10 protein-coding genes are annotated in these 11,944 nt (G+C 47.4%); all 10 read left to right on the plus strand.

All coding sequences use genetic code 11. From position 1 onward, the window contains the following. Positions 1 to 171 precede the first annotated feature (171 nt). The 10 genes from mraZ to ftsA all read left to right on the plus strand — a co-directional run bounded on the left by mraZ (position 172) and on the right by ftsA (position 11,916). Positions 172 to 603 carry a division/cell wall cluster transcriptional repressor MraZ gene (gene mraZ, locus ACTRXG_RS05125; RefSeq protein WP_022792688.1) on the plus strand — a complete coding sequence of 144 codons (432 nt, stop codon included), beginning with the start codon at positions 172 to 174 and terminating at the stop codon, positions 601 to 603. A 36-nt stretch (positions 604 to 639) separates the two neighbouring features. Then, positions 640 to 1,599, plus strand: coding sequence for a 16S rRNA (cytosine(1402)-N(4))-methyltransferase RsmH (gene rsmH, locus ACTRXG_RS05130; RefSeq protein WP_474284239.1), 960 nt, complete (start codon positions 640 to 642; stop codon positions 1,597 to 1,599). Then, positions 1,599 to 1,967, plus strand: a complete 369-nt coding sequence (ftsL, locus tag ACTRXG_RS05135; RefSeq protein WP_022792690.1) for a cell division protein FtsL — start codon at positions 1,599 to 1,601, stop codon at positions 1,965 to 1,967. Before rsmH ends, ftsL begins: the two co-directional genes overlap by 1 nt. A gap of 106 nt (positions 1,968 to 2,073) precedes the next feature. Continuing rightward, entirely contained in the window at positions 2,074 to 4,362 is a 2,289-nt protein-coding gene (locus tag ACTRXG_RS05140) for a penicillin-binding protein (protein WP_474284240.1), read from the plus strand. A gap of 175 nt (positions 4,363 to 4,537) precedes the next feature. Beyond that, positions 4,538 to 6,007, plus strand: a complete 1,470-nt coding sequence (locus ACTRXG_RS05145; RefSeq protein WP_474260376.1) for a UDP-N-acetylmuramoyl-L-alanyl-D-glutamate--2,6-diaminopimelate ligase — start codon at positions 4,538 to 4,540, stop codon at positions 6,005 to 6,007. A 27-nt stretch (positions 6,008 to 6,034) separates the two neighbouring features. Continuing rightward, a complete protein-coding gene (gene mraY, locus ACTRXG_RS05150) occupies positions 6,035 to 7,006 on the plus strand; it encodes a phospho-N-acetylmuramoyl-pentapeptide-transferase (RefSeq protein WP_474260378.1) in 972 nt (323 codons plus the stop codon). After that, on the plus strand, positions 7,006 to 8,361 hold the full coding sequence (gene murD / locus ACTRXG_RS05155; protein ID WP_474260380.1) for a UDP-N-acetylmuramoyl-L-alanine--D-glutamate ligase: 1,356 nt from the start codon (positions 7,006 to 7,008) through the stop codon (positions 8,359 to 8,361). The genes mraY and murD overlap by 1 nt, the downstream gene beginning before the upstream one ends. A gap of 166 nt (positions 8,362 to 8,527) precedes the next feature. Then, positions 8,528 to 9,448 carry a UDP-N-acetylmuramate dehydrogenase gene (gene murB / locus ACTRXG_RS05160; RefSeq protein ID WP_474284241.1) on the plus strand — a complete coding sequence of 307 codons (921 nt, stop codon included), beginning with the start codon at positions 8,528 to 8,530 and terminating at the stop codon, positions 9,446 to 9,448. A 29-nt stretch (positions 9,449 to 9,477) separates the two neighbouring features. Beyond that, on the plus strand, positions 9,478 to 10,377 hold the full coding sequence (locus tag ACTRXG_RS05165; RefSeq protein ID WP_474284242.1) for a cell division protein FtsQ/DivIB: 900 nt from the start codon (positions 9,478 to 9,480) through the stop codon (positions 10,375 to 10,377). A 210-nt stretch (positions 10,378 to 10,587) separates the two neighbouring features. Beyond that, positions 10,588 to 11,916, plus strand: a complete 1,329-nt coding sequence (gene ftsA / locus ACTRXG_RS05170; protein ID WP_322524604.1) for a cell division protein FtsA — start codon at positions 10,588 to 10,590, stop codon at positions 11,914 to 11,916. Positions 11,917 to 11,944: the final 28 nt, after the last annotated feature.

Raw genomic sequence — 11,944 nt, forward strand, 5'->3', positions numbered from 1 at the left:
TGTTTGGTGGTACTTTCATTTTACACTGGGATACCATGGGTGTTTTTTATTTTTTATGTGTTGCACTTAATATTACAATTCAAGTTGTCAAAAAAATTTTCCGGAAAAAGTGGTACAAAGTGGGGGAATGTGGTAACTTAAATGTATGGAGTGGTGAAAGGTTGGGTCCATATGTTTATGGGAGAATATCAACATAATATGGACGACAAAGGAAGAATTATTATACCATCCCGTTTTCGGGAGAAGTTGGGAGATTCTTTCGTCGTTACCCGTGGTCTGGATGGATGCTTGTTTGTTTATCCGTATGACGAATGGGAACGAATTGAAACCAAATTAAAAGCTTTGCCTTTCACAAAAAAAGACGCAAGGGCATTCACCCGTTTTTTCTTTTCAGGAGCATCTGAATGTGAACTTGATAAGCAGGGACGTTCGATGATTCCTACCACCCTCCGCCAATATGCAGAATTAAAAAAAGAATGTATGATCATCGGGGTAAGCAGCCGAGTAGAAATATGGGATAAACACAAATGGGACGAATATTACGCAGAATCAGAAGAAGTATTTCCGGATATTGCAGAGAACATGGCCGATTTGGATTTTTAAAGCAGCATCAAACACATTTTTGCCGGAGGAATAGAAGTGCCGCCACAATTTGAGCATGAAACCGTATTGAAGGAAGCAGCAGTCCAGGGACTAAACATTCAGCCGCACGGTGTGTATGTTGATTGTACCCTCGGCGGCGGCGGACACAGTGAAGAAATTATGAAACAGCTGTCTGCTGAAGGTTTTTTAATTGCCTTTGACCAGGATGAGGAAGCGATTGAGCATGCCCAGCAGCGGCTTGGCGCTCATGGAGAAAATTTCAGGATCGTACATAGCAATTTCCAGTTTTTAAAGGAAGAACTGCTTGAGCTTCAAGCCGGGCAGATAAACGGGATATTATTCGATCTTGGAGTTTCATCGCCGCAGTTTGATCGTCCGGAAAGAGGATTCAGCTACCGCTACAATGCTCCTCTTGATATGAGGATGGACAGGCACCGGCAGGATCGTACAGCAGCACACATCGTCAATGAAGCACCTTTTCAGGAAATCTGGCAGATTCTTTCGGAATACGGGGAAGAACGTTTTTCAAAGCAGATTGCCAGAAAAATCGAAAAAGCGCGTGAAGACCACCGTATTGAAACGACGGAAGAACTAGTGGAAATCATCAAAAGTGCAATACCTGCACCGGCCAGGAGAAAAGGCGGGCATCCGGCGAAGCGGACTTTTCAGGCTTTGCGAATTGCTGTAAATAATGAACTTGATGTGTTCAAAGAAGCGCTCGACGATGCGCTGACAATGTTAGCGCCGGGCGGAAGATTGTGCGTAATAACATTTCATTCGTTAGAAGACAGAATTTGTAAAAAGTTGTTTAAACAGAAAAGTTCTCCACCTCCGCTTCCGAAGGGACTCCCGGTCGTGCCCGATGAAGCAGAACCAGATTTTAACCTGGTGACAAAGAAACCGATCCTGCCATCAGAAGATGAACTGACGCAAAATCCAAGGGCGGCTTCCGCGAAGCTTCGAATCATCGAAAAACGCGAGGAGGGGAAACAATAATGGAGAATTTGGCACAGCAGATTAAACGCCAGCAGGAAGACAAGCAAATAGTACATAAAAAAGTCCAGTACCATGTTCGTGGTGGTATTACTAAGGGTGAAAAACTGATTATGACGGCCGTCATAATAGGGATTTTAATCGCATCCTTTTTCATCGTTTCGAACTTTGCTACGATACACGCCCAGGACCAGCAAATAGACCAGACTGCCACACAGATTCAGGAGCAGCAGCAGGTGAATCAAAACCTTGAGCTGCAGGTGGCTGAACTTAGTTCACCGGAGCGTATCATGGACTACGCGAAAAATGAACTGGGTATGGAGATGAAGGATGAAAATATTCAAGTCGTAAACGGAACAGAACAGAACTGATGCAGAAGGGAGGGGAATCCGTGGAAACGCGGTAGTACTGCTCCCTTCTTGCAAGTTAACCTACGCCCCGTTACATGTAAAAATCCAGGTGGTGAACGTTCTCAGCATGAAGAAATTGAAAAGTACGAAAGTACGGGCGCTTTTATTGGTTATTGCTGTAGCTGTTTTTTTTCTCGTTTTCACCGGCCGCATGGTGTATATCCAGGTAGGGAAATCAGTAGAGGGCAATGACCTTGCAAGTATGGCAGACTCAAGGTATACGTCGACCGAAACCGTTGAGGCAAAACGGGGCACTATTTACGATAAGCAGGGAGAGCCGCTGGCAGAACAGGTGCCTTCCTATTCTGTGTATGCAGTACTTGATGAATCCTACGATGACCATGTGAAAAACCCGGGCAGGGTAGCAAGAGAGCTTGGACCGCTGATCGGAATGGAAGCGGCAGACCTCGAGGACATGCTCGAACGTGACCAGTACCAGGTGGAACTCGGTTCCGGCAGCAAATACTTAACGCTGTCTGAAAGAGAAGAAATCGAACAGCTTGATCTGGCAGGCATCCATTTTCGAGAGGAGCCGAGCCGCTATTACCCGAACCAGACGTTTGCAAGCCATGTGCTTGGCTACACGAACCGGGACATGTCAGAAGCACAGATGGGACTCGAAGCCGGTTTGAATGAAGAATTAACCGGCGAAGACGGGACAAAAACAGAATCTGAAGAAAACGCTCTTCTTGATGAAGAAGAAACAACAACAAACACAGCCAAAGACGGTGAAGACGTTTATCTGACCCTGGACGGCAATATTCAGAGCGTGCTTGAGCAGTCGATGTCTGAGGTGGAAGAAAGCTACAGCCCGAACAAAATGATGGGTATTGTGGCTGACGCAGACAGCGGGGAAATTCTCGGAATGAGCAACCGGCCGAGCTTCAATCCGAATGAATATGAAGAAATTGAAAACTATACCAACTATGCGGTTTCCGACCAGTTTGAACCCGGGTCGACGATTAAAATGTTTACTCTGGCTGCTGCGATCGACGAAGGCGTATATGAAGGCAAAGATACTTATGAGTCCGGCACCTATGAGGTCTCCGGGGAAACGATCCGGGACCACAACAACGGAGAAGGCTGGGGAGAAATCACGTACAATGAAGGCCTCCGTCGTTCCTCAAACGTAGCATTTATGAGAATAGCTCTGGAAATCCTGCCGGAAGGAGCTTTATTTGATTACCTGGAGAAATTCGGGTTCGGACAGGAAACCGGTATTGATCTCCCGAATGAAGCGGACGGGGCGTTAGCAGAAGAAACGCCGTTAAACGTAGGTATAACCGCGTTTGGCCAGGCTTCCACGGTCACCCCTATTCAAATGATTCAGGGAGCTACGGCGATTGCCAATGACGGAGAAATGATGCAGCCTTACGTCATCGACCGTATTGAAAATCCGAATAACAATGAAACGACGTACCAATCCGAGCCGAAGTCGGCCGGAACGCCGATTAGTAAGAAAGCCGCCCGCCAGACAAGAGAAAAGCTTCAAACCGTTATTGAAGGAGAAAACGGCACAGGCGCTCCTTATCAGATTGACGGTGTGGAAGTTGCAGGGAAAACAGGAACGGCTCAGATCTCTGACCCGGAGGGGGGAGGCTATCTGAGCGGAGAAAACCAGAATATCTTTTCTTTCATCGGCATGGCGCCGGTGGATGACCCGGAAATTATTGTCTACGTTGTCGTGGACCGGCCGGAGCTTGAGCCGACAGAAACAGGCTCCGATGCTGTGAGCGCTATTTTTAATCCGGTGATGCAGCAGAGCCTTTCATACATGAATCTTACGCCTTCAGATGTTGAGGATACAGAAGCCTATGAAGAGTCGGGTATTAAGTTTGAAGACTATACCGGAAAATCAGTGAATAAAGCTGAAAATGCTGCTAAGAATGCGGGGCTGGAGCCAGTGAAAATTGGCAGCGGCAATCAGGTGGAAAGTCAGATTCCTACAAATACGGAACGGCTGATCGTAGGTGAAAAAGTAATTTTCCTCACGAACGGACAAAAAAGTATTCCTGACGTCAGCGGATGGTCCCTGCGGGAAATCCAGCGGCTCGAGGCGCTGCTTGAAATCGATATAGACACCAGTGGCTCCGGCTATGTCAGCTCCCAGTCGGTAGATCCCGGCACAGCCGTCAGTGCTGCCGGCAATATGGAAGTCGAGCTGGTGGCACCGGACGAATTGCAGGACACTCAGGCAGAGCAGGAGGAACCGGAAGAAAATAGCGCGGAAAATGAAAATGGGGAAGAGCGTCCGGAAGAGGCCGAAACAGAGGAATCTGAACCCCAGGAAAATGATACCCAGGAAAGCTCTGGCGAAGAGCAGCCAGAAGAAAGTGAAGCGCCGGTAGAAAATTAATGACGATTGTCCCATGACATGTTTTATCGTTCACATTAGAATGAGTGAGGTGTACGCAGAGAGTGAATATAGTTCTCTGCGTGCATGTTCATTAAAAGACAGCCGGGAAGGACGAAGCATATTTTTTCTATAATTAGTGGTAAACACTTGCTCCGGATAGAAAAGAGGCACGGAAATGAAATATATAACAGACATCATTCCAAGTATAATGGTGCGGCTTGAGCGCGAAGACAAAGAAATAGAAAGCTTACATATGGATTCCAGGGGAGTGACCCCAAATGGTCTGTTTTTTTGTATTGAAGGAACCCAGGTAGACGGCCATGATTTTGCCGCCGACGCAGTAAGCAACGGAGCGGCGGCTGTGATAGCCGAACGGCACGTGGACGTTGAAGCTCCTGTGTGGATCGTGAAGGATACGCAGAAGGTAATGGCCTACGCAGCGGATCATTTCTACGAACATCCCACAAAGGATGTTCGCATAATCGGTATTACCGGTACAAATGGTAAAACCACCACCAGCCATTTAGTTGAATCTATCCTGCACGAAGAGCAGGCAAAGACAGGCTTAATCGGCACTATGTATGCAAAAATCGGAAATGAATCCGTAAAGACTAATAACACAACGCCTGAATCCCTGGAGCTGCAGCAGCTGTTTGCGGATATGCGGGATAAAGAAGTGAAAAGCTGTGTGATGGAGGTTTCGTCTCACGCACTGCAGATGGGGCGCGTACGGGGCGTCCAGTTCCGTACAGCAGTCTTTACGAACCTTTCACAGGATCATCTGGACTATCATGGATCGATGGAAAGCTACAGGAACGCTAAAAGCCTCCTGTTTTCCCAGCTGGGCAACAGCTTTGCAGGAGAGCTGGGCACTGCGGTTTTAAATGGAGACGACGAAGCCTCCGATTACTTTCAGGCTGTAACGACAGCCCCGGTACTTACTTATGGGATCAGTGACCATAACGACATCTATGCTGAAAACATAAAAACCACCGGCGGCAAAACATCGTTTACGCTGAATACTCCCTGGGGAAGCACGGAGGTGGAGTATCCGCTGCTTGGAAGGTTCAATGTATACAATGCGCTCGCAGCCATTACGGCCTGCATTGCAGAAAACGTTTCTGTCACAAGCATCGTTGACGGTCTAAAAAATGCTCCGGTCGTAAGCGGCAGATTTGAAGCTGTAGAAGCAGGGCAGAAAAGCACCATTGTCGTTGATTACGCCCATACTCCAGGCGGGCTGGAAAATGTAGCTCAAACAGCCTTTGATATGACCGAAGGACGTCTCTACACCGTGGTAGGATGCGGCGGAGACAGAGACAAGGAAAAAAGGCCGAAAATGGCAGCTGCAGCAGAAAAGTTCAGTGATCTGGTGATTCTCACCTCCGACAACCCGCGCTCGGAAGACCCGGTCAAAATATTGGAGCAGATGGAAGCAGGTTTTACTGGGACAAAATACGAAATTATTGAGGACCGCCGGACGGCGATTGAGCGTGCCGTATTTCTTGCAGATGCCGGGGACACAGTACTTGTTGCAGGCAAAGGCCACGAGACGTACCAGATAATAGGGGATCAAACGTTGGAATTCGATGACCGCGAAGTGGCAAAAGAGGCGGTCAGGAAAAAAAATAATAAACAGGCTTAGTGTTTCATACTGAAAGGAGCTCCCTTGATGGGTTTTGCAGCTTTAATAGTAACGATAGTTTCATTTATTCTATGTGCGATTTCAGCACCGGTTCTTATTCCAGCCTTGAAACGGCTGAAATTTGGCCAGAGTATCCGGGAAACGGGGCCGGAATCGCATCAGAAAAAAGGCGGTACGCCAACAATGGGGGGCGTAATGATTATTGCCGGCCTTTTGATTACTGCTCTCATCGTACTGCCGCTTTTTGTCGGCTACACAACGGAAATATGGCTGCTCCTGCTTGTAACAGTAGGCTTCGGAATACTTGGGTTTTTGGACGATTTCATTAAAATTGCCATGAAACGAAATCTCGGTCTTACGAGTATCCAGAAGCTGATTGGCCAGATTGTTATTGCATTTATCTTTTTTATTGTTTTGTATAATGGCACATTTGACACGAGTGTAGCTGTGCCGGGAACGGAATGGTCACTCGAATTCGGATGGGCGTATTTCTTTCTTATCATTGTTATGCTCGTCGGCGCTTCCAATGCGGTGAATTTGACGGACGGCCTGGATGGACTGCTCGCCGGTACGGGAACAATGGCGTTTGCCGCTTATGCCCTGGTCGCTTTTTCGCTCGGGTATATGGACATCGGGCTGTTTGCTTTTGCGGTGGTGGGCAGCCTGCTCGGCTTTTTAATCTTCAATAAATACCCGGCCAAGATTTTCATGGGAGATACGGGCTCCCTGGCGCTCGGGGGCGCAATTGCTGCTGTAGCTATTTTAACGAAAACCGAACTGACGTTGATTGTGATTGGCCTCGTATTTGTTTTGGAGACGCTGAGCGTCATTATTCAGGTGATTTCTTACAAATTAAGAGGGAAAAAAGTATTTAAAATGAGCCCGGTTCATCACCATTTTGAACTGTCAGGCTGGTCGGAGTGGCAGGTCGTTGCTGCTTTTTGGGTGGTAGGAGCCGCCGCCGGACTGTCCGGGGTCGCATTAGAGGTGTTTTTATAATGGATCGCTTAGAAGAATATAAAGGAAAAAAAGTACTTATCGTAGGTTTGGCTAAAAGTGGATTAGCGGCAGCGAAGCTGATGCACCGTTCTGGAGCGGAGGTGACCGTGAATGACGGAACGGAAGCGGAAGAAGGAGACGAAAAGATTCAGGAGCTTGAGAATCTCGGCATTCGGCTGATTACAGGAAGCCATCCGGTCTCCCTGCTCGAAGAATCGTTTTCGGTCATTGTTAAAAATCCGGGTATTCCCTACCACCATCCTTTTATCAAAAAAGCCCTGGAAAAACAATTTAATATTATTACGGAAATTGAGCTTGCCGCAGAACTGTGTGAAGGGACGATGATGGCTATCACCGGCTCGAACGGTAAGACCACCACTACCTCATTGATACAGTCTATTTTCAAAAATGACCACAGAGAAGCCGCTGTAGCTGGTAATATTGGAAATGTGGCATGTGAAGTAGCTCCTCAGATTAAAAAAGACCAGATCATGGTTACAGAGGTTTCGAGCTTTCAGTTGAAAGGGACACGCCAGTTCCGCCCGAAGGTTGGGGTGCTGTTAAACCTCTTCGATGCCCATCTGGATTACCATGGCTCGCGGAACGACTACGAGCACTCAAAAGCAAAGCTTTTTCAAAACATGACCGCAGAAGATACTGCCGTCTACAATTATGATCAAAAAGAGGTAAAACGAATTGCTGAAAGCTCAGACGCCGCACTTGTGCCATTTTCCACAGAGTCTGTCTGCGAAGACGGCGCCTATATTAAGGAAGGCATGTTTTATTATAAAACAGAGCCGGTGATGGCTGTGGAGCGTGCTTCTCTTCCCGGAGCGCATAACAAGGAAAATATGCTGGCAGCGATTGCTGCAGCTAAAGTACTTGGCGCATCCAACAAAGCCATCGATTTGGCATTATCCGACTTCCACGGCATCGAGCACCGGCTTCAATTCAGCGGAATTGTGAACGGGCGCAAAATTTACAACGATTCAAAAGCGACAAACATGCTCTCCACCCAAAAGGCGATCGAAGCTTTTGAAGAGCCGGTGGTGCTTTTGGCCGGAGGACTTGACCGTGGAAACACCTTCGATGATTTGATTGAGTCTTTTCGGAAAATCAAAGCCCTCGTTGCTTACGGCGAGACGCGGGACAAACTGGCGGCATCTGCTCAGGAAGCAGGGGTAAATGAAATCCACCGCACAGAATTTTTGGAAGATGCTGTAGATACAAGCTTTCAGCTTTCCGAAAGCGGGGATGTGCTGCTGCTCTCTCCTGCCTGTGCAAGCTGGGATCAGTTCCGGACGTTTGAAGAACGGGGCCGGAAGTTTATGGAATATGTAGAAAAGTATAAATGATATGGGGTGCAGCTTTGCTACACTCCTGAAGCTACCTTTAAAAGGTGGTTTCAGGAATGGATCGAATGATGCATTCTTTAAAAAGAAAATATACAAAAACAAACAAAAAATGTAATGGAATCCAGGGAGCCTGAAATAAACAATTGAATAAACAGGAGGGGATCGTATGGGACAAGAGGCGGAATCAGCATGGAACTTCGAAGACTTTGGCAAAGTACTGAAAGATGAACCACTGGCGAAGCATACGACTTGGAAAATCGGTGGGCCGGCGGACTGGCTGGTGGAGCCGACAAGCGTGAAAGAACTGGAAAACGCCATGAAATGGATTCAGGAGGAAAACCTTCCATGGCGTGCCATCGGCCGTGGATCAAATCTGCTGGTGGATGATGAGGGGATTGAAGGCGTAGTAATAAAATTTGGCACGAAGCTTGCCAATATGGAAAACGATAACGGTATAGTCACGGTGGAAGCGGGCTATCCATTAGTCCGGCTCGCTACGATTTTAAGCCGGGACGGATACGGAGGCATGGAGTTTGCCGGGGGCATCCCGGGGAGTGTCGGTGGCGCAGTATTTATGAATGCAGGCGCCCACGGCTCTGACATGTCAAAGGTGTTAATAGAAGCGTTAATTTTATTTCCGGATGGAACAATGGAATGGATTCCTAATGAAGAAATGGGATTTGCCTACCGCACCTCCAGGCTCCAGTCGGATAAAGGGATATGTGTTGCTGCCAGGCTCAAGCTTGAGCAGGGGGAAAAAGACGTCATCTTTAAAGAAATGCAGGAATACAAACAGTACAGAAGAGAGACGCAGCCCTGGGCGCACCCCTGTGCCGGCAGCGTGTTCCGGAATCCTCTGCCTGACCACGCCGGTGAGCTTATAGAAAACCTCGGGTTAAAAGGTCACGTGATCGGCGGGGCGCAGATATCAGAGCTTCATGCAAACTTTATTGTTAACACAGGGGAAGCCAAAGCATCTGATGTGCTGGCATTAATTGAAAAAGCCCGTTCCTCCGTGAAAGAAGCTTACGGCATTGAGCTTGAAACCGAAGTGGAAATTGTAAACAAAAGATCAGCCGACAGCTGATAAGCGGGGAAACAGAGGAGGACTGCGGTGTGAGAAAGCCGAATGATGGCAAACTGGTCTCGCTCGAAGAGCATCACCCCAGTTTAAAGGAGCAGCGCCGGCAAAAATCGCGGCGCCGGCTGTTTATCTATCTGGCTGTATTTTTTGTATTGATCGGACTGGTTATCTATTTTCAATCTCCGTTAAGTCATATCCGCAGTATTGAAGCGAGCGGAGCCCAATTCACAGAAAAACAGGTTATTAAAGAAGAAAGCGGGGCCCAGATCGGAACAAATATCTGGGAAATGGACAGAAGCGTGATTAAAAATAATGTAGAGAAGCTGCCGGAAATTCAAGAAGCAGAGGTGACGAGGTCGTGGCCGGCGACGGTAAACATTGAGGTTACTGAGTATGAAAAAGTTGCTTATACGCAGGTTGAAGGCGCTTATGCCCCGGTGCTTGAGAACGGCTACGAGCTTACAGATAACGTAAGCAGCGAACTTCCGGCAGATGCGCCGCTTCTGCAGAATTTTGAGAAAGAAGAAAGACTTGAAGCGTTCGCAGAGGAACTTGGGAATTTAGGTGAAGGGGTGACCAACCGGATTTCAGAAGTATATTTCGATCCTTCTGAAAATGAGGAGGATAATATCACTCTTTACATGAACGACGGTCTTGAGGTCCGCAGTTCTGTATCTGGATTCTCGGAGTATATGGGCTCGTATCCATCCATTGCAAGAAATATTGATCCCAGCCAAAACGGGGTGCTTTATATGATGAGGGCGCCTTATTTTGAAGCAGCAGACCCGGAGGAAGGCTCTGGGGAAGAAATGGAAGGCACGCAGGAAATGCCTGAGGAAAGCTTCATTGAAGGAAATGATACTCCTGAAGGGGCAGAAAACGGAACTTCTGATACAGAAGAAAACGATAGCGCCAATGGAACTGACCAATAAAAGAATGAATATTGTTTGAAAATTGCCTTTTCCATTGAAGATAGTTGTTGTAGACTGAAAAGAAGGCGTATTTTCTTAACCTAAACAAAAATACTGCCGCATATTATTAATGGAAGCGCAACCGGAAAAATTCTGGTGCGTATGGAAATATAAAGCGCAAAACAACTGTAAAACCGAAACGAAAATAGATCTATAAGGGGGTGCCCAACCTTGAACAGTGAAAATTTGTATGTCAGTCTTGATGTCGGCACATCGTCTGTCCGAGCGATTATCGGAGATATGAGCGGTGGTGCCTTGAAAATTATCGGAGTCGGCCGGGCGCCGTCTATCGGCATGAGAAAAGGTGCGATCGTCGATATCGATGAAACGGTTAAAGCGATTAAAGAGGCCGTGGACCAGGCGGAACGAATGGTTGATTTAGAAGTAAAGCAGGTCATTGTAGGAATTAATGGTAATCAGGTGGAAATGCGGGCGTGTAATGGAATAGTGGCCGTATCAAGCACCGATCGTGAAATTCAGGATGAGGATGTAGAAAGAGTAATCGATGCGGCACATGTGATGAGTATTCCTCCCGACAGAGAAATTATTGATATTATTCCAGCCCAGTTTATTGTAGACGGAATGGATGGAATTAAAGATCCGCGCGGCATGCTCGGTACCCGTCTGGAGATGGAAGGCACTATTATTACAGGAGCTAAAACCGCTTTACATAACCTACTACGCTGTGTGGAGCGAGCAGGACTGGAAATTGCAGACATTGTTCTTCAGCCGTTGGCTTCAGGGAGTGTAGCTGTTTCAAAGGACGAGCGTTCTCTTGGAGTAGCCTTAATTGATATTGGCGGCGGCTCGACGACGGTCTCTGTATTCCAGGAAGGCCAGCTGCAGACAATGTCCTTTCTTCCGATTGGCGGCAGCCATATATCAAATGATATTTCTGTCGGTATCAGAACGACCGCTGAAGAGGCCGAGCGCCTGAAGCTTGAGCATGGTCATGCCTTTATTGATGATGCTTCTGATGATTTGTCATTTTCCATTCAGACGCTTGGAAATAATGATCAGAAAAAATTCACGCAGCTCGAACTGGCAGAAATTATTGAACCGAGAATGGAAGAGATTCTTACATTAGTGCAGCAGGAAATCAACCGCATGGGTTATCATGATCTTCCGGGCGGGTATGTATTAACCGGAGGTGCGGTCATGATGCCGGGGACGCTCGAGCTTGCCCAGGACATTTGGAAGCAGCACGTCCGTCTTGCAATGCCGGACTACATCGGCGTACGTGAACCTACGTATACAGCCAGTATCGGCTTGATTGAATTTGCATATAAAAGCATGAAGGTTCATAGTGGAGAGGAGTCCGTTGTAGCAGCGGGCCGCTCTGAGAAGTATGCAGAATCAGACCGCCCGGCTTCAGCAGGAGAAGCTAATTACCGTAATGGTTCAAACACGCGCCAGCAAAACCGGACGAAAGAAAAAGATCCGGAGGAGCCTGGATTTAAAGAGCGTATGCGAAGCGTATTTAAATCTTTCTTTGAATAAGTAACGAAGGATAAAACGACTATATAGG

The sequence above is a fragment of the Marinococcus sp. LNSP9103-4 genome, from assembly GCF_056034345.1.